General features: G+C 58.3%; 13 protein-coding genes. 8 read left to right on the forward strand and 5 right to left on the reverse strand.

The window, feature by feature from the left end; translation table 11 throughout:
- Positions 1–34: 34 nt before the first annotated feature.
- Together QLG12_RS04995 and QLG12_RS05000 are read right to left on the reverse strand one after the other, a co-directional pair.
- A complete protein-coding gene (locus QLG12_RS04995) occupies positions 35–1,336 on the reverse strand; it encodes an ATP-binding protein (protein WP_197867832.1) in 1,302 nt (433 codons plus the stop codon).
- A gap of 4 nt (positions 1,337–1,340) precedes the next feature.
- Complete coding sequence (locus QLG12_RS05000) at positions 1,341–2,042, reverse strand: response regulator transcription factor (RefSeq protein WP_007960391.1); 702 nt, start codon at positions 2,040–2,042, stop codon at positions 1,341–1,343.
- Between the two features lie 273 nt (positions 2,043–2,315).
- Here QLG12_RS05000 and QLG12_RS05005 point away from each other — a divergent pair, with 273 nt between their 5' ends.
- From QLG12_RS05005 to QLG12_RS05020, 4 genes are all read left to right on the forward strand, one after another.
- Complete coding sequence (locus tag QLG12_RS05005; RefSeq protein ID WP_282474043.1) at positions 2,316–3,473, forward strand: efflux RND transporter periplasmic adaptor subunit; 1,158 nt, start codon at positions 2,316–2,318, stop codon at positions 3,471–3,473.
- A 15-nt stretch (positions 3,474–3,488) separates the two neighbouring features.
- Positions 3,489–6,587 (forward strand): efflux RND transporter permease subunit, encoded by a 3,099-nt coding sequence (locus QLG12_RS05010; RefSeq protein ID WP_236192820.1) that lies wholly within the window; start codon positions 3,489–3,491, stop codon positions 6,585–6,587.
- Positions 6,588–6,666: 79 nt separating this feature from the next.
- Complete coding sequence (locus QLG12_RS05015; RefSeq protein WP_282474044.1) at positions 6,667–7,308, forward strand: DUF1345 domain-containing protein; 642 nt, start codon at positions 6,667–6,669, stop codon at positions 7,306–7,308.
- A 219-nt stretch (positions 7,309–7,527) separates the two neighbouring features.
- Complete coding sequence (locus QLG12_RS05020; protein ID WP_197867836.1) at positions 7,528–7,992, forward strand: hypothetical protein; 465 nt, start codon at positions 7,528–7,530, stop codon at positions 7,990–7,992.
- A gap of 42 nt (positions 7,993–8,034) precedes the next feature.
- Here QLG12_RS05020 and QLG12_RS05025 read toward each other — a convergent pair whose 3' ends face one another.
- The 3 genes from QLG12_RS05025 to QLG12_RS05035 form a co-directional block, all read right to left on the reverse strand.
- Entirely contained in the window at positions 8,035–10,485 is a 2,451-nt protein-coding gene (locus tag QLG12_RS05025; protein WP_282474045.1) for an autotransporter outer membrane beta-barrel domain-containing protein, read from the reverse strand.
- Positions 10,486–10,736: 251 nt separating this feature from the next.
- Entirely contained in the window at positions 10,737–12,863 is a 2,127-nt protein-coding gene (locus tag QLG12_RS05030; RefSeq protein ID WP_282474046.1) for a hypothetical protein, read from the reverse strand.
- A gap of 129 nt (positions 12,864–12,992) precedes the next feature.
- Positions 12,993–13,817 carry a hypothetical protein gene (locus QLG12_RS05035; RefSeq protein ID WP_282474047.1) on the reverse strand — a complete coding sequence of 275 codons (825 nt, stop codon included), beginning with the start codon at positions 13,815–13,817 and terminating at the stop codon, positions 12,993–12,995.
- A 228-nt stretch (positions 13,818–14,045) separates the two neighbouring features.
- Between QLG12_RS05035 and QLG12_RS05040 the strand changes: the two genes are divergently transcribed.
- From QLG12_RS05040 to QLG12_RS05055, 4 genes are all read left to right on the forward strand, one after another.
- Positions 14,046–15,074 (forward strand): LacI family DNA-binding transcriptional regulator, encoded by a 1,029-nt coding sequence (locus QLG12_RS05040; RefSeq protein ID WP_197867838.1) that lies wholly within the window; start codon positions 14,046–14,048, stop codon positions 15,072–15,074.
- 176 nt (positions 15,075–15,250) lie between these two features.
- On the forward strand, positions 15,251–16,033 hold the full coding sequence (locus QLG12_RS05045) for a TIM barrel protein (RefSeq protein ID WP_282474048.1): 783 nt from the start codon (positions 15,251–15,253) through the stop codon (positions 16,031–16,033).
- Positions 16,026–17,048 (forward strand): sugar kinase, encoded by a 1,023-nt coding sequence (locus QLG12_RS05050; protein WP_282474049.1) that lies wholly within the window; start codon positions 16,026–16,028, stop codon positions 17,046–17,048. Before QLG12_RS05045 ends, QLG12_RS05050 begins: the two co-directional genes overlap by 8 nt.
- 58 nt (positions 17,049–17,106) lie before the next feature.
- Entirely contained in the window at positions 17,107–18,405 is a 1,299-nt protein-coding gene (locus QLG12_RS05055; protein ID WP_282474050.1) for an MFS transporter, read from the forward strand.
- Positions 18,406–18,408: the final 3 nt, after the last annotated feature.

Here is an 18,408-nt window from a genome sequence, read left to right on the forward strand (position 1 = left end):
CTCCCACGCTGAGCGCTCAGCGTGGGAACGATCATCAAGTCGGGGTTGGCAGCCAGAGCCTGAACCGCGCCCCACCCAACGGCGAACCCTCCACCGTCAACGTCCCGCCCTGCGCTTCCAGCGCCCGCCGGCTGATCGCAAGCCCCAGGCCAAACCCGCCGGTCGCCCGATCGCGGCTGCGGTCCAGTCGATAGAACGGCTCGAAAATCCGCTCCCGCTCATCTTCCGGAATGCCGATCCCGTCATCATCCACCCAGATCTCACAGCCCTTCGGACAGACCTGCACACCGATCTGAATGCGTTTTTCGCAGTAGCGCATGGCGTTGCGCAACAAGTTCTGAATCGCGCGCGCAGTCAGGCGCGGGTCGAGGGAAAAGCGTTCCAGCTGATTGTGCAGAAGCACATCGATGACGATTTCCGGGGATTCCAGTTCTTCATCGACGCTGCCCAGAATGCTGTCGATGAACTCGTCCAGCGACACTTCGACCTGCTCCGGCAACTTCGCCGGATTCTGCAGTCGACTGTAGGACAGCAACTCCAGCACCAATTCATCGAGTTCACGAATATGCGCGACCAACCCTTGCAGGCGCTCGCGGCTGGCTTGCGGCAAGTCGTCGGACAGCGCCAGCGCCAGGCCGAAGTCCAGGCGGGTCAGCGGCGTGCGCAGCTCGTGGGACACGGCGTTGAGCAGATCCCGTTGCTGATTGAGCAGGTTTTCGATATCACCGGCCATGGTGTCGAACACGTGGGCCAGACTGCCGATATTGGAACTCGGGCCGATTTGCGTGCGCTCGCTCAAATGACCCTTGCCGAAGCGTTCTGCCGTGCCCTTGAGGCGCTCCAGATCACGCCAGTGCGGACGAAACCAGAGCAACAGGCACGCCAGCAGACTCGCGCCGATCAGCACGTTGATGCTCCAGTACAACAGGTTCACGTCCATCGGGTCCGGCGGCACCACCATCTGCACCGCCATTTCGTCGTTCAGCGGCGTGACCGCCAGCGTGCGCCAGCCCCAGTCGCCGACCCGCACCATGTTCTCTCCGCGCCGCAGCCGTTCTTTCTCGATGGCGGTGAAGCCAGCGTCATCGATACGGGCAAGCACGATGTGCAGCGGCTGGAAATCCTTGTCCATCGACGCCGCGAGCGCCGGCCACTGATCCTGCGGCACCGCGCGAAACTGCTTGGTGATCAGCGATTGCAGGCCTCGGGAATAGTCGAGGTTGTAAGTGACGAATCGCTGCTTGAACGCCATCACTACCAGATCCGGCACCAGATAGATCGCCGCACTGTAGGAGACGATCGTCACCAGATAGAGGCGAAACAGGATTCTGAACATCGAATCAGCATTCCCACTCGGAACGGCTGAACAGATACCCCTTGCCCCACACGGTCTTGATCTTGCGCGCCTCGCCGGCGTGGTCGTCGAACTTGCGCCGCAGTTTGGAGATCGCCACATCCACCGAACGGTCGGTGCCGTTGAATTCGATGCCGCGCAGGCGTTGCAGGATCTGATCGCGGCTCAGCACTTCCCCGGCATGACGGGCCAGCACCACCAGCAGGTTGTATTCGCCGCTGGACAGCTCGACCGGCTGTTCGCGCCAGGTCACCGTGCGCTCCGACAGGTCGATGCACAGGTTGCCCATCAGAATCCGGTCGTTGGCGGTCATCGGCTCACCGAGGCTGCTGCGCCGCAACAAGGTGCGAACTCGCGCCAGCAAAACCCGTGGTTCGCAGGGTTTGGTCACGTAATCGTCGGCGCCCATTTCCAGGCCCAGCACCTGATCGTGGCTATCGTCGCGGGCGGTGAGCATCAAAATCGGCAGCGTTGCCGAATCGGCGCGCAGCAGGCGACAGACCTGCAAACCGTCGAGGCCCGGCAGCATCAGGTCGAGAATCACCAGATCCGGCGGATTGAGCCGCGCCCGTTCGCGCACATGGTCGCCACGGCCGATCACGCTGACGGAATAGCCGTTGCGCTCCAGGTAGCTCGAAATCAGTTCGGCGAGGGCGGTGTCGTCTTCGACCAGGAGGATGTTGGGCATTGATGATCCAGATATTGCAGGGGTGTTTGTCAGGGCCTCTTCGCGAGCAAGCTCGCTCCCACATTGAATTTGTGTCGTTCACAAAACCTGTGGGAGCGAGCTTGCTCGCGAAAGCGGCTTAACAGTCACGAAATAATCCAAGGCGTAAAGGATATACGCCCTCACTCGTCCCCGAGCAAAACCCTTACACAATTTCACACAGCACCTACAAAGCTTCACCGCTACCCTCGGCGACTGTCCGTAGGATGCGCAGATCAATATTGGGGGTTGTACATGTCGAAGAATCTGCTGGCCGGGCTCGGCCTGATCGCATTGGCGCTGACGCTGAGTGCCTGTGATAAATCCTCCAACGCCGAGGAACAGGCGCCGCCGGCCACCGTGCGGATCGGAACCCTTGAGGCGCTCCCCCTGTCGATCAGCAGCGAACTGAGCGGGCGGATTGCCGCGCCGCGCATCGCCGAAGTCCGCGCCCGGGTGGCCGGGGTCGTGCTGCAACGCACCTACCGCGAAGGCAGCGACGTGAAAAAGGGCGACGTGCTGTTTCGCATCGATCCGGCACCGTTCAAGGCTGACCTCGATAGCGCCGAAGCCGCCCTGCGCAAGGCCGAGGCCAACGCGTTCCAGGCGAAACTGCAGGAGCAGCGCTACGCCCAGTTGATCGACGACAAGGCCATCAGCGCTCAGGATTACGACAACGCCCGCGCCAACGCCCGGCAGACCGCCGCTGACGTTGCCGCCAACAAGGCAGCCGTCGAGCGCGCGAAGCTGAACCTCGGTTACGCCACCGTCACCGCGCCGATTTCCGGGCGCGTCGGCCGTGCCTTGGTCACCGAAGGTGCGCTGGTCGGCCAGAACGAAACCACGCCCATGGCGCTGATCCAGCAGCTGAACCCGATCCACGCCGACCTGACCCAGTCGACCCGCGAACTCAACGAGTTGCGCCGGGCATTCCGTTCCGGCCAGTTGCAGCAGGTCGGCCAGGATCAGGTCAAGGCCACGCTGATCCAGGACGACGGCAGCCTCTATCCGCTGCCGGGCAAATTGCTGTTCAGTGACATTACCGTCGATCCGGGCACCGGTCAGATCATCCTGCGCAGCGAGTTCCCCAATCCGGATCTCGATCTGTTGCCGGGTAGCTACGTTCGCGTGCGTCTGGAGCAAGGCGTGATCCAGCACGGCCTGACCGTGCCACAACGCGCGGTACAACGTGACAGCGCCGGTGTGGCGCAGGTCCTGACGGTCGACGACCAGATGCGCGTCGCCCAGCAGCCGATTCAGCTCGGCGCGGTACAGAACGACCGCTGGATCGTCACCGGCGGCCTCAAGGCCGGCGACCGCATTGTCATCGAAGGCCTGCAACACGCCCGTCCGGGCGAAGTGGTGCAGATCGACGACACCCCTCTTCCACTTGCCCAGACCTCTGGTCAGTAAGCAGGACGCTCTTCTATGCCGCAGTTTTTTATCGACCGCCCGGTGTTCGCCTGGGTCGTCGCGCTGTTCATCCTGTTGGCCGGTGCGCTGGCCATCCCGCAATTGCCGGTGGCGCAATACCCCGACGTCGCGCCGCCGCAGATCGAAATCTATGCCGTGTACCCGGGCGCCTCGGCGCAGACCGTCGACGAAAGCGTGGTCAGTCTGATCGAGGAAGAGCTCAACGGTGCCGATCACCTGTTGTATTTCGAATCCCAGAGCAGCCTGGGTAGCGCCACGATCAAGGCGACGTTTCAGCCGGGCACCAACCCGGAGCTGGCGCAGGTTGATGTGCAGAATCGCCTGAAGGTAGTCGAGTCGCGCCTGCCGCAAGCGGTCAATCAGCAAGGCTTGCAAGTGGAGAAAGTCTCCGCAGGTTTCCTGTTGCTGATCACTCTGACCTCCAGCGACGGAAAGCTCGACGACGTGGCGCTCAGCGATTACCTGGCGCGCAACGTGATGAATGAAATCAAGCGCATCGACGGCGTCGGCAAGGCCCAGTTGTACGGCGCCGAGCGGGCGATGCGGATCTGGGTCGATCCGCAGAAGCTGATCGGTTTCAACCTGACGCCGGCCGACGTCAACGCCGCCATCGTCGCGCAGAACGCCCAGGTCTCGGCCGGCAGCATCGGCGATCTGCCGAACCCGAGCACTCAGGAAATCACCGCGACGATTCTGGTCAAGGGTCAGCTTTCGACGCCGGAAGAGTTCGCCGACATCGTGCTCAAGGCCAACCCGGACGGCTCCACCGTGCGCATCAAGGATGTGGCGCGGGTCGAGATCGGCAGCCAGGAATACCAGTTCGGCACCCGTCTTAACGGCAAGCCGTCCACTGCCGTCGGTGTGCAACTGTCGCCGGGCGCCAACGCCCTCAGCACCGCGACCTTGATCCGGGCGAAGATGGATGAGCTGTCGCGCTACTTCCCGGCGGGCGTGGAATACAAGATTCCTTACGATACGTCGCCATTCGTGAAGGTCTCGATCACCAAAGTGGTCTACACCCTTGGCGAAGCGATGCTGCTGGTATTTGCGGTGATGTTCCTGTTCCTGCAGAACATCCGCTACACCCTGATTCCGACGCTGGTGGTGCCGGTGGCATTGATGGGTACTTTTGCGACGATGCTGGCGCTGGGCTTCTCGATCAACGTGCTGACCATGTTCGGCATGGTGCTGGCCATCGGCATTCTGGTGGACGACGCCATCGTGGTGGTGGAGAACGTCGAGCGGATCATGGCCACCGAAGGCTTGTCACCCAAGGAGGCGACACGCAAGGCGATGACCCAGATCACCGGCGCGATCATCGGCATTACCCTGGTGCTTGTCGCGGTGTTCATTCCGATGGCGTTCATGCAGGGCTCGGTGGGCGTCATCTATCGCCAGTTCTCGCTGTCGATGGCCACCTCGATCCTGTTCTCGGCATTCCTCGCCCTGACCTTGACCCCGGCGTTGTGCGCAACGCTGCTCAAGCCGATCGCCAAAGGCGAACACCACGAGAAAACCGGTTTCTTCGGCTGGTTCAACCGCCGTTTCGAGCAGTTGACCGATCGCTATCAGGGCTGGGTCGGCTACGCACTGAAACGCACCGGTCGTTATTTGCTGATCTACGGCGTGTTGCTGGTGGGGCTGGGGCTGTGCTTCGCGCGCCTGCCCTCCTCGTTCCTGCCGGTCGAGGATCAGGGTTACACCATCACCGATATTCAACTGCCACCCGGTGCGAGCAAGAACCGCACGGTGCAGGTGGTCGAGCAGATCGAAGCGCACAACGCCAGCGAACCGGGCGTGGGCGACAGCACCGTGATTCTCGGGTTCAGTTTCTCCGGCAGCGGCCAGAATGCTGCGTTGGCGTTTACCACGCTCAAGGACTGGTCGCAGCGTGGCAGCGACGACTCGGCAAGTTCGATTGCCGACCGCGCCAACATCGCCCTCAGCCAGATCAAGGATGCCGTGGCCTTCGCCGTGCTGCCGCCGCCGGTGGATGGTCTCGGCACCTCCAGCGGCTTCGAGTTCCGCTTGCAGGATCGCGGGGGCCTGGGTCATGCGACCTTGATGGAAGCGCGCACCCAGTTGCTCGCCGCCGCCGAGAAAAGCCCGATCCTGATGAACGTGCGTGAAAGCGCGCTGGCCGAAGCCCCCCAAGTGCAGCTGGAAGTGGACCGCAAACAGGCCAATGCGCTGGGGGTTTCGTTCGCCGACGTCGGCAATGCGCTGTCCACCGCCATCGGCTCTTCGTACATCAACGACTTCCCCAATCAGGGGCGCATGCAACGGGTGGTCGTGCAGGCTGAAGGCGATCGCCGCAGTCAGGTCGATGACCTGCTGAAAATGCACGTGCGCAACGACGCCGGGAAAATGGTGCCGCTGTCTGCGTTTGTCCGGGCCACATGGACCCAGGGCCCGGCACAGTTGACCCGCTACAACGGCTACCCGGCGATCTCGATTTCCGGCGAACCAAAACCCGGCCACAGCACCGGCGAAGCCATGGCGGAGATCGAACGACTGGTGGCACAAGGGCCGAAAGGTCTGGGTCAGGAATGGACCGGTCTGTCGTTGCAGGAACGTTTGTCCGGCAGTCAGGCGCCGATTCTGCTCGGGCTTTCGCTGCTGATCGTGTTCCTGTGTCTGGCGGCGCTGTACGAGAGCTGGTCGATTCCGACATCGGTGTTGCTCGTTGTGCCGCTCGGTGTACTCGGCGCGGTGCTGGCGGTGACCTTGCGCGGGATGCCCAACGATGTGTTCTTCAAGGTTGGCCTGATCACCATCATCGGCCTGTCGGCGAAAAACGCGATCCTGATCATCGAGTTTGCCAAGAGCCTGTATGACGAAGGTCACGATCTGATCGACGCAACGCTGCAAGCCGCGCGCTTGCGGTTGCGTCCGATTGTCATGACCTCGCTGGCATTCATTCTGGGTGTGGTGCCGCTGGCGATTGCCACGGGCGCGAGTTCGGCGAGTCAGCAGGCGATTGGTACCGGGGTGATTGGCGGGATGATTACCGCCACATTGGCGGTGATCTTTGTGCCGGTGTTCTTCGTAGTCGTGATCAAACTTGTGCGCAGGTTCACAAAGCCTGATTGATAGAGCGCTCCCGGCGCGGTGGCCAGAGGTCGCCGCGCTGGGCTAAGGTGTCTGAACCACCCTGGCCCATTGAGTCCCCATGCGCTTCCTTGCCCGCACCCACCCTCGTCTTTCCGCCGCCGCATTGTTCGGTCTTGCCGTCGGCCTGCTGGTCCCTGCCGACTCCGTCATCAGCAAAACCCTCATTGGCTGGAACGCCGGGGTCTGGACCTATCTGCTCCTTATGTTCTGGCTGACAGCACGCGCAAAAGCACCGGATGTCAAACGCATCGCCGAAGTCGAGGACGAAAACGCCGGACTGGTGTTGTTCGTGGTGTGTATCGCGGCGCTGGCCAGTCTGGCGGCCATCACCCTGGAACTGGTCGGCAGCAAGGACCTGCAAACTTCCCACAAGCTGCTGCACTACGGCTTTACCGCGTTGACGGTGATCGGCTCATGGTTGCTGATCGGGGTGATCTTCAGCGTCCACTACGCCCGGCTGTTTTACACCTGGGACGGCAAGGAGCCGGCGCTGCGCTTTGCCGAAGGCCTGACGACGCCCAATTACTGGGACTTTCTGTACTTCTCGTTCACCATCGGCGTCGCTGTGCAGACGGCGGATGTCGGCGTGGCCACGCGGGAGATCCGCAAGATCGTGCTGGCGCAGTCGTTGATCGGGTTTGTATTCAATACGGCGATTCTGGGGTTTTCGATCAATATTGCGGCGGGGTTGTTTGGTTGACTGGGCCAGAGGACTGCCAGTGGCTTTTGTTACAAGTATTCTAACGAGTTCTTATACCTTGGCCTTGACCTACCATTGATTAGCCTCACAAGTTCCGCCTTTTGTAAACTGTCAACTCTGACAGTTTACAGCCGCCCTATAATCACGCTTACATTGATCATCCAGGATTAGGGCATACGACCTTTGGATACCTTACTTATTGTAACGGAGAGCGAATCCATGAACGTGGCGATCAAACGTGCGAGTTTTGCACCTGGAAATTTTTTCAATGCTTCAGCATATCCAGCGTCAGATATTGAGGATTTTGTTGCGACATCTCGCCTGATAGCACAAGAGAAAGTAGGCCCTGAAAAAGTCGAGGCCATTCATGTGACAGCCATTCACCGTCTCGGGTTGAAGACAAGAGCCAGCAAAAGCCAGACCGCTCGAGAAATCAATATCTTGATGCCTGCCAATTTAGCTTTGGGCAATTATATTTTGAAAACCCGTCACGACGTTGATTTCAGCTTCAAGGATGCAGAACTCAATATCTTTGAAGGTGTATCAGGCGAAATCAAACTGGAGCCAGCGCAGGAAGATGAAAACGTCAGGGGTAGTTTTCAAGTCGAGGTGGAAGACCCTCGCACTGAGGGAAAAACTTTTCTGTTGAAGGGGCAATTTCAGGTATTAAAAAAACCAGATTAATTTCCTGCTGAAAAAGGGAGACTCGCGCCTCCCTTTTACTATTCAAAACGTGTAATGAACACCCATATTCATACCAAAATCCTTGTTTACGCTGCCACCTTTACTGGTATCGAGTTCTGCGTGAATTTGCCAGCGATCACTCAATGTCCAAGAGGCACCCGCCCCCACCTCAAACTGGCTACCGGACAAGTCGTTGTTGAACTTGTTATCGTTGACACGTACTTCGTTAGTATTTATGAACTCATGTACGAGCGCAGCACGGATATGCGGCTGCAGGACACTGCCATCTGACAGCGTCACTCCCCGCCCCAATGTGACACCGGCTTTGCCCAGCATGGAGCGCGTCGTGTCCGCATCTGCGCGCAAACCGTTGTCAAACGTGAAGTCTTTGCCTTGAACTGACGCTGCCTGCCACTGGGTAAAGACTTCAGCGTAGTAGCCGTTCCGAATCTCGATGTGTTTGCCAAACTCCACCGATGCACTGACCCCAAAGTTTTTGTAATTGCCTTTGGTACGGGTGCCATCGCTCACCGTCACCTTTGCATCGTTGCGAAAATGGTTGAGCTTGGCAACGGTGTCCAGGTAATACCCGCTATCCCCCATCCATGTGCCGTAGGCGCCAATTGAGGTACTGTCGATTTCGCCAGAGCTGCCGCGACTGAGATCAAGGTCTGATTTGCTATAACCGGCAAAAAACCCCAGCAGTACACGCTCGCCTGCGATCTGAATCGGGGTATCCACTCCCATCGCCAATCCATACTGGTTTTGGCTATAGCCGTTGCCGTACGCATTATTAGTGATGCTGAAGCGATTGCCATACGAGCGCACCCAGCCTCCCGTCTGCCCGCCGTTTACCCGCAAGTCGCCCATACGATTGTTCAGGGAAGTCATTTCGCCGTAAGTCACTGTCGGTGTGGTACCAAAAATGGCCATCACCGACCGGGTCGGGGTGCTGACGACATCTTTATTCGGTTGCAGGAACCAGTCGTTCCCTTCCTTGACCAACTTGTACGTGAACGCGCCGACATCGACCTTAGATCCGACCAGACCGTACTCGGCAGTACCCGCAACGCTCTGCACCACCTTGATTGACGAATCATTGACAGGGTCCAGACCTGTGCTGGATACCATTAACTGATGATTGCCGGCCGCACTGCCAGTCACGTTCAAGAGGTCGCTGACCCCTCTGGTGAAATCAGTCCCCATTTCAAACGTACCGCTGCCGGAGAGGTTCGCCACATTCAGCTGGAAGTATTGCTGATTCTCTCCCAGCTTTACCCGTCCCCCATTGCTGAGGGTCAGATTGTTCAGCCCCTGCGTTTCTGTCATCTGCCACAACGCCTGATTGCTGATGGCAAAGTTGGCGACATTTTCGACCTTCCCCGTCAACGTTGCACTGTTGTCCAGCCTTAGCGCAGTGACACTGTTCGCGGCACCTGAAATATTGCCAGTCATGACACTGCGATTATTGATTGTCGTACTGACAACACTCTGCAGATCCCCGGTCAATGTGGAGGCGTTGTCAATCACCACGCTCGTGGCACCTGAAACGTTACCCGTCATGCTTGCGCGATTGTTAAGCGTAGCGCTCGTGACGTTTTGCAAGTTGCCAGTCAATGCCGCATTGTTTTGCAGGGTGATATTTGCAGTGCTGCCTGACGCTACGTCAACGTTTCCCTTCAGAACACTGTTATCAACGATAAAAATTGCAGATGCGCCAGGGCGGACTTCAAGCAGAGTGTCATTCCCGCCGGTCAGCGTCGAACCATTGCGCACGTCAATGTTGGCGACGGTAGGAAAGTTCGGCGCATTGATGCCGACGACAATAGCCGAGCCACTCCGGCCTTCGACATGGGTACCGTCAAGAACGACTGATGTTGGAATAACGGCGGACGCCTGAGTATCCGTACCGACGGTCAAACCGTTAAGGCCACCCGTTATGGTACTTGCGCTTGCAGATAACGAGCCCTCCAGCAGGCGGATGCCAAAACTGCTGGCCCCCGAGCCCTGGACGGTCGAATTCTGTACGTTGATTTCACTGAATCGGTTGCCGGCAATCCCCCCTGTCAGACCTCGAACAACAGACCCTTCATGCACGTTTACCATCGAGCCACCGGCACTCGAAACATTTCGCGTAGCTAATATGCCGATACCACCGGCACTGGTGACTGTCGATCCCTTTAACGTGGCACTGGCGTTAGTCAGGGCAATGCCTTGCGCCGCACTGGCTGATGTGACTGTCGAGTTGCTGAGGTCGATTATTCCCCCCGCGGAACTAGTGATATCAAGGGTTTTGGCGTCAGTACCAATGAGTGAAGCATTGGTTTGAAGTTGCCAGGAGTCCAGTGGTGTACTGGCATCGATTGTCTGGGTAGTACCAGACGGAATGGTGGCGGCGTGACTGAAAGTCGGGTTGAGTAAAAAAGGGATGCATGACAATAAACAAATACTGACTGTCGGGCCTTGTGAGGCAAAGTCTATCTGTGACGACATGGTTGAGCTCCATTCGATTGCGCTTCTGAAGGAACCGGCATTTGTCCTCAACAATCTGAAGGCTGAACCGGAAACGGCCGCCAGACTACGGAGATAAAAACCCTATATATGTAGGAGAAGTCTCTATTTCCATAGGATTCCTCCGCACTCTTCGTACGACCACACACTTTCAAAAGTAAAAGTATTCGCCAGCACAGATGAAAATCGCACTCCTGCGTTCCTCAACAGTGCTGGCGAATCAACTTCACCCATCAAGGCACTTCAGGACGCTCCTCCTCGCAATACACCAGACTTGAGTTCAGAAGCGCGACGGCCGCTGTTATTTCGGCCGTAACGCCGTTGACCGTATAGGAAATACGGGCATAACGGGTGACAGGGCGCTGACCCGGTGCAGGGCTTGGCAACTGGATCAATCTGATCTTCTCGTACTCCGTGAGCACGAACTCCAGATCGCCCGTTGCAGGCATCGGAGCCGAGCGCGTGATCTCAGTGTCCGGAATGTCTGTTCCCGTCGGCAAGTTGGTAGTGCGGCCCACGAACCTCAGGTCAACAGTTGCTGCGGACGGAATATTGAGATCCCGACGCACCCTGATTCGCAGCTGCCGAGGCCGATACGGCGGCATTGGGCCGTTAGCTACTTGCGGGTGGTTCAGGCTGGGGCAGTTGATGGAGGTTACGATTCGCTCAGGTACCAGTCCGGTGGGGGTACTAAAGGCCGAAACGACAATCTGCGGCGTTGGCAGGTTGATGACAATCGCCGTCACCGCCACGTCAGTCGGTGGCGTCTGCTCCATCACGTTGGGACTGCCCGGGTATTCGATGGTGATATATGCCTTACGTGCATCTGCCCCCGTACCGTTACCCTCAATGCGAATGATGTCCCAAGGCAATGTTGTCGTGACTTTGGTGTCGCCGATCCGTACCGGAATCGATGCGCCGACCTGCTTACCCTGATAATAGAACCTGACAAGCTCACGCCCGGTGACAGGACGATTGGCGTCAGTCCACACCGGCCAGGTCATCACTGCATCCAGACCAGCCTGATCCGGGCCCAATACATTGGGCGCAGGTACTGGAGTGCCTGCACCCTGTACTACCACTGCATCGATGTTAGGGTTAGGCAGGTCTGGCAGATTGGGCTGCTCGGGGCCCGCATACGCGAGGTCGGCGATACCGAAGCTTGATAGTGAGGTGGGATTGGGTGTGATTGTCGGACGGATCAGTTCATACCAGTATTCGAACTCCACCTCATCGGCCCCATTGGGGTCTCCGAAGAGCTGCGCCATCGTGTCGTAATCCAAATCGAATTTCAGCGTCCCGGGCGTGCCTGCAGGGGGGATCGTCTGCTCGGGAAGATCGATAGGTGCTCCGGCCTTATCCGACGTCAGATGAGGAACAATCCGATCGCCTGGCAGAGAGTTCAGTGGAAAATCGATTTCCATGATGGCTTTGGTCGGATCTGCAAGGGTGACCAGACTGATGGGGATAGAGCCGTTGGGGCCTGTGACCGGAATTCTTGGAAGGTCCAATACCGGTGCGGGCGCCTTGACCCGACGGAACAGATTGGTGATTGCAGAGTTGTTGCTGATATTTCCAGGCTCATCCGTGAGGTTATAAGCGTAAAAATATACCCCGTCAGAGAGATCCCTCAGATACGAAAGCGGGACATTGATGATCCCAGTCGCAGGCAGAGGAAAATCTCCGACAGCGGGGCCTTCACCCTGCATGAGCGAAAACGTGGTCTTCGTAGAGATATAAAAATTGACTTTATCTTTTGTCGCTTCGAACTTTTGATACGCCGTCGGAATGGTAAAGTTCAAGCCAGCAGCGTTAGCAGGATCGCTCAACCATGCTTCGTCGATAACCGCAGGGACACCTGGCCCAAGGGTCAATAGCGCGGGCCGGTTTCCTGTACCATTCGGCCCGCCAGGCTGTCGCTGATAAGGTGCGGTCTGATCGAGCAGAATCTCTGCGAAAGTGGTCGAGGTGTCGACGTTGTCGAAGACGTCATAAATAAAAAAAGCAAGCTCATAGGACGTGTAATCACCATCCACATGAAAGACTTCCCTGACATTGGCGGGAATATCCACGTCAAACACAATCGGAAACGTCCAGTCCCCACCGGGCTCATCGGCCCTTAACTTGGTCGCAACCACAAAGGTGGGATCGAATTCGACAGGAATCGTACCTTTGGGAAAAAGATGAAGTTCAACTCTTGCACCTCCGTCAGGAGACATATCGTCAATTTCAGTCAGCTCGACTTTAAAACGTCTTTCTTCGATAAGTTGCTTATACGTCAACCTTCCATCCGGCAAATTATCAACAACAACCGGAGGCAGAGCCAATACACTTCTACCAGACTTAACCTGCATATTCATGTTGCACGCTCCATCGAAAGTTAATCATTTGATTATTCAAGCTAATGCCCGATAGATCACTACGCGACTGCAGGCTGCATATTTCAGGCGTTGACGGTTATTGCTGCTTGAAGCCAATTGCCCCGACTTCTAGGGTCCACAAAACCCACTGCCCCCAGGTATCACTCGATCAATCTTTACCAGTCCGCTTACCGAGCGCCCCAAACCGATACCGTTTCGATAGAGGGTGTAACTGGCGACTGCGGAGGCATTTTTTTCCATCGGCCGAATATATTGGTCGTAATGTTCCGACCTCAGTTCAAACGTGAAACCGTCAGCCGAACCGGCTTCCGCCAAAGTCAACGTTTTAGTAAACCGCCCTGCTGTTCCTTCAATGGCCCCGACTCCATTAAGACTTGCAAATCCCTGCCAATCCAGAGTGCACACATCATCCTTTGAAAACCGCCCGGGCTGCGCAGGTACTTTGATGATTACGGTTTCCCACAGTTTTGGAACAGATTGACAGTTGAGATATCCCCAAAGTGTTGCGCTGGGGAATTGAGGTTCCGCGAGGTTGACGGGAATCAAACGACGGACGGTGAACCATTGTGGCAATGAAGTATCCGTGTTTTCGGTATCTTCCGAGGTCACTCGATATCTCAGTCGAATGTTTCCTTCACGCTGAAGATATTGCGCATCTAATCGAAAGAACGCTGGGACGATAACCGGCACGGGAAGTCTTTCACTATGAAACACCTTTTCACTTTCTTCTGGCGCACCTGGCTCCAACACCATGATTTCTATTAAATCGCCATTGCCAGGCTCAATCGACGGATTAGGCCATACAGGGATACGCAATATCGCACCGCTGATTGACGCTTCTGGCGGCAGCAGGCCATCAGGTCCGACCCCATCAATGGAAAGGGGCGCAGCGAGCACACCGGTATCACTAACTTGGCTAGGTGAAAAACCCATCAGATTGAACCCCTTAAAGCCTGACGCGCATGTCTGAATTAAACGTGGTTATTCAGTTTTCGCCTACTGTCAAATCTGACAGGTAATTCGACCGCTTGTCGGGTATTCAGGCATTCAGTCGTGCCACGACCACAAACGCGGCTTGACGAAGAACCCGCGACTGGTGTTATCTGAAACCGGTTTCAGAACATTCTTTAACCACATACCGACAACAAGAAAGCCATTGACATGAACGATTTCTCCGCCGCCCAGCGCAGCCGCGTAACCATGCTTGACGTCGCCGAACACGCCGGCGTGTCCAAGGCCAGCGTTTCGCGTTTTATCGGCGATGACCGCGCCCTGCTCTCCGATGCCATTGCCCAGCGCATCGAGCAGGCGATTGCCGAACTCGGCTATCGCCCTAATCAAATGGCCCGTGGTTTGAAACGCGGCCGCACCCGCCTGATCGGCATGCTGGTGGCCGATATCCGCAACCCTTATTCGATTGCCGTGATGCACGGGGTGGAAACCGCCTGCCGCCGGCACGGCTACAGCCTGGTGGTGTGCAACACTGACCGCGACGACGAGCAGGAGCGCCAGCACCTGGCGCTGTTGCGCTCGTACAACATCGAAGGGCTGATCGTGAACACCCTGGGCCATCATCGGGATGAACTGGATGAACTGAAGCGGGAAATGCCGCTGGTGCTGGTGGATCGCAAGGTCGACGGGCTCGACAGCGATATGGTCGGACTGAACAACCCGCAGGCCATCGAGATGGCGCTCGAACATCTTCAGCAGCGTGGCTATCGCGATGTGCTGCTGGTGACCGAAGCCTATGACGGCACCAGTTCGCGGATCGAGCGGGTCAGCAGTTTTCAGCAGCAGATTGGCCAGCGCAAAAGCATGAATGGTGCGGTGCTGGAAACCGGTTCGAGCCTTGCGAACGATCTTCAAACTTTTTTGAACACACCTGATAACGGCCCGAAAGCCCTGTTCTGCGCCAATGGCGTGGCGGCGCTGGCTTGCACCCTGGCACTGCGCGAGATCGGCTGCCGGTTGTTCGAGGATGTCGGGCTGATCGCGCTGGATGATCTGGACTGGTATCCGTTGGTGGGCAGCGGGATTACCGCCCTGGCCCAGCCAACCGCCGAGATTGGGGCGCAGGCGTTTGAGTGTTTGCTCAAGCGGTTGCGTGGGGATGATGAAGCGGCGCGGACGCTGGATATTGCGCCGGTGCTCATTGAGCGTGGTTCAACCCAAGGGAAATCGGCTGACTGATCAGGCCCCATCGCTGGCAAGCCAGCTCCCACAGGTAATCGGGTGTACTTAAGTTTCGTGAACGATCCCGCATCTGTGGGAGCTGGCTTGCCAGCGATGAGGCCCGAAAGAGCACTGCATACAACCTGCTGATTTTTTTTGAACAAAAATGAAACCGGTTTCAGAGGTAAATAAAAATGAATAAACCCGCCGTTTCCATCAGCCTGTCCAGCTACGGCGCCGACCTCGTCCGACGTGATGGTCAGGCTTCGTTCATCGAAGTGCTCGCCGCTGCCGGTGCCAATCGCATCGAATGGCGCGAAGAGTTGCTGACCAACGAAGTCCCCGAACAACTTGCCGCCGCCACGCAAGCTCAAGGCCTGCAAAGCATCTACTCTTCGCCCACCGAACTGTGGCTGGCCGGCCAGTCGCGACCCAATCCCGAACTCATCACCGCTCTGCAAAACGCCGAAGCGTTCGGCTCAAAATGGTTGAAGGTGTCGCTGGGTTTCTTCACCGACAACAACGACCTGCAGACACTTGCGCAGATCCTCAAGCAAAGTCCGGTGCATCTGCTGGTAGAAAACGACCAGACCCTGCACGGCGGTCGCATCGAACCGTTCCAGCGCTTCTTCGCCGCCGTCGAGCAACACAACCTGCCGATCAAGATGACCTTCGACATCGGCAACTGGCAGTGGCAAGACCAGTCGGCCACCAACGCCGCTCGACTGTTGGGCCGTCACGTCGGTTACGTGCATTGCAAAGCCGTGGCCCGCCGTGCCGACGGCAAACTGGTTGCCGTGCCGCCCGCCGCCACTGACCTGCATCTGTGGGAACAACTGCTGCGGCACATGGCCCAAGGGGTCATGCGCGCCGCCGAATACCCGTTGCAGGGCGATGACCTGGTGCAACTCACCACCGAACACGTCGCCGCCCTCGTCCGCCTCGGTCAGTCCCGCCTGGAGCCTGCTCATGTCTGAGATCGATATTCTGTCGTTCGGCGAAACCATGGCCATGTTTGTCGCCGAACAGGGTGGTGATCTGGCGGCTGTCGAGCATTTCCACAAACGGATTGCCGGGGCCGACAGCAACGTTGCCATCGGGCTGTCTCGACTGGGTTTCAAGGTGGCGTGGCTTAGCCGGGTCGGTGCTGATTCGCTGGGACGCTTTGTCGTCGAAACCCTGGCCCGCGAAGGTCTGGACTGCAGCCATGTCGAAGTCGACAACGCTCACCCGACTGGTTTCCAGCTCAAGTCGCGCAACGATGACGGCAGCGATCCGACAGTCGAGTACTTCCGTCGCGGCTCGGCGGCCAGTCATCTGTCGCCACAGTCGATTACCCCGACGCTGTTGAATGCCCGTCACCTGCACGCCACGGGTATTCCGCCGGCGCTGTCCGGGTCGGCACGGGAAATGTCCCGTGAGCTGATGACCCGCATGCGCAACGCCGGTCGCAGCGTGTCGTTCGACCCGAACCTGCGCCCGAGCCTGTGGGCCAGCAAACGGGAGATGATCACCGAGATCAACCGACTCGCCGCTCTCGCTCACTGGGTTTTGCCGGGGTTGAGCGAAGGCCGCCTGCTGACGGGATTTGAAGACCCGGCGGATATCGCCGCGTTCTATCTCGATCAGGGTGCCGAAGCCGTGGCGATCAAGCTCGGGCCTCAAGGTGCGTATTACCGCACGCACCTGGATCAGGGGTTTGTCGCCGGGGTGCCGGTCAAAACCGTGGTCGATACGGTGGGCGCCGGCGATGGATTTGCGGTCGGGATGATCAGTGCCCTGCTGGAGCATCAGAGCTTTCCCGAGGCGGTCAGACGCGCCAACTGGATTGGCAGTCGGGCGGTGCAGAGCCGTGGCGACATGGAAGGACTGCCGACCCGATCCGAACTCACCGCTGAACTCGAAGCCGCCATCGCTGGCAAGCCCTCTCCCACAGGTTTTGTGTACTCCACGGACACTGTGGGAGCGGGCTTGCCCGCGATGAGGCCCTGACCGGCAACACATTTTTTGAACCTGCTGCGACAAAAACAACAAGCTCAGGAGCAAGACCATGAAAACCGCAACTCTCGCCACCCGCCGCTGGTGGTACATCATGCCGATCGTGTTCATCACCTACAGCCTGGCGTACCTGGATCGCGCCAATTACGGCTTCGCCGCCGCCTCCGGGATGGCCGCCGACCTGATGATCACGCCGGGCCTGTCCTCGCTGCTCGGCGCGCTGTTCTTCCTCGGTTACTTTTTCTTCCAGGTGCCCGGCGCGATCTACGCGCAAAAGCACAGCGTGAAGAAGCTGATCTTCGTCAGCCTGATTCTCTGGGGCGGGCTCGCCACGCTGACCGGCGTGGTCTCCAACGCCTATTGGCTGATCGTCATCCGCTTCATGCTCGGTGTGGTCGAAGCGGCGGTGATGCCGGCGATGCTGGTGTACCTGTGCCATTGGTTCACTCGTGCCGAACGCTCGCGGGCCAACACCTTCCTGATCCTCGGCAACCCGGTAACGATGCTGTGGATGTCGGTGGTTTCGGGGTATCTGGTGCAGCATTTCAGCTGGCGCTGGATGTTCATCATCGAAGGGCTGCCGGCGGTGCTCTGGGCGTTTATCTGGTGGAAACTCGCCGATGATCGTCCGGCCCAGGCCAAGTGGCTCAGCGACCGGGAAAAACACGATCTGGAAAGCGCTCTGGCCGCCGAACAGGTCGGGATCAAAGCGGTGAAGAACTACGCCGAAGCGTTCCGTTCGCCGAAGGTGATCATTCTGGCACTGCAATTTTTCTGCTGGAGCATCGGCGTCTACGGCTTCGTGCTGTGGCTGCCGTCGATCCTCAAGGCCGGCGCACAGATGGACATGATCGAGGCCGGCTGGCTGTCGGCGTTGCCGTATCTGGCAGCGGTAATCGGCATGCTGCTGGTGTCGTGGGGCTCGGACAAACTGCAAAAGCGCAAACGCTTCGTCTGGCCGCCGCTGCTGATCGCCTCGGTGGCGTTCTACGGTTCCTACGCCTTGGGCGCGGAGCATTTCTGGTGGTCGTACACGCTGCTGGTGATCGCCGGCGCCTGCATGTACGCGCCTTACGGGCCGTTCTTCGCCATCGTCCCGGAGATTCTGCCGGCCAACGTTGCCGGTGGCGCGATGGCGCTGATCAACAGCATGGGCGCGCTCGGTTCTTTCGGCGGCTCGTACCTGGTCGGTTACCTGAACAGTTCCACCGGATCGCCCGGCGCTTCGTATCTGTTGATGAGCGGCGCGCTGATGCTCTCGGTGGTGCTGACGATTTTTCTCAAGCCCGGCGCCAGCGACCGGGTGACGGCCAAGCGCGTCGCACCGCGTCCGCAGCCGGCCCATTCCTGAATT

Source organism: Pseudomonas sp. V88_4, assembly GCF_029967985.1.
Taxonomy (GTDB): Bacteria; Pseudomonadota; Gammaproteobacteria; order Pseudomonadales; family Pseudomonadaceae; genus Aquipseudomonas; species Aquipseudomonas glycinae.

Bases quoted from the DNA above. Each gene is read 5' to 3' on its own strand.
- QLG12_RS05040 (WP_197867838.1), top strand. From the start codon at position 14,046: ATGAACGATTTCTCCGCCGCCCAGCGCAGCCGCGTAACCATGCTTGAC.
- QLG12_RS05055 (WP_282474050.1), top strand. From the start codon at position 17,107: ATGAAAACCGCAACTCTCGCCACCCGCCGCTGGTGGTACATCATGCCG.
- QLG12_RS04995 (WP_197867832.1), bottom strand. From the start codon at position 1,336: ATGTTCAGAATCCTGTTTCGCCTCTATCTGGTGACGATCGTCTCCTAC.
- QLG12_RS05015 (WP_282474044.1), top strand. From the start codon at position 6,667: ATGCGCTTCCTTGCCCGCACCCACCCTCGTCTTTCCGCCGCCGCATTG.
- QLG12_RS05030 (WP_282474046.1), bottom strand. From the start codon at position 12,863: ATGAATATGCAGGTTAAGTCTGGTAGAAGTGTATTGGCTCTGCCTCCG.
- QLG12_RS05005 (WP_282474043.1), top strand. From the start codon at position 2,316: ATGTCGAAGAATCTGCTGGCCGGGCTCGGCCTGATCGCATTGGCGCTG.
- QLG12_RS05000 (WP_007960391.1), bottom strand. From the start codon at position 2,042: ATGCCCAACATCCTCCTGGTCGAAGACGACACCGCCCTCGCCGAACTG.
- QLG12_RS05020 (WP_197867836.1), top strand. From the start codon at position 7,528: ATGAACGTGGCGATCAAACGTGCGAGTTTTGCACCTGGAAATTTTTTC.
- QLG12_RS05045 (WP_282474048.1), top strand. From the start codon at position 15,251: ATGAATAAACCCGCCGTTTCCATCAGCCTGTCCAGCTACGGCGCCGAC.
- QLG12_RS05010 (WP_236192820.1), top strand. From the start codon at position 3,489: ATGCCGCAGTTTTTTATCGACCGCCCGGTGTTCGCCTGGGTCGTCGCG.
- QLG12_RS05025 (WP_282474045.1), bottom strand. From the start codon at position 10,485: ATGTCGTCACAGATAGACTTTGCCTCACAAGGCCCGACAGTCAGTATT.
- QLG12_RS05035 (WP_282474047.1), bottom strand. From the start codon at position 13,817: ATGGGTTTTTCACCTAGCCAAGTTAGTGATACCGGTGTGCTCGCTGCG.
- QLG12_RS05050 (WP_282474049.1), top strand. From the start codon at position 16,026: ATGTCTGAGATCGATATTCTGTCGTTCGGCGAAACCATGGCCATGTTT.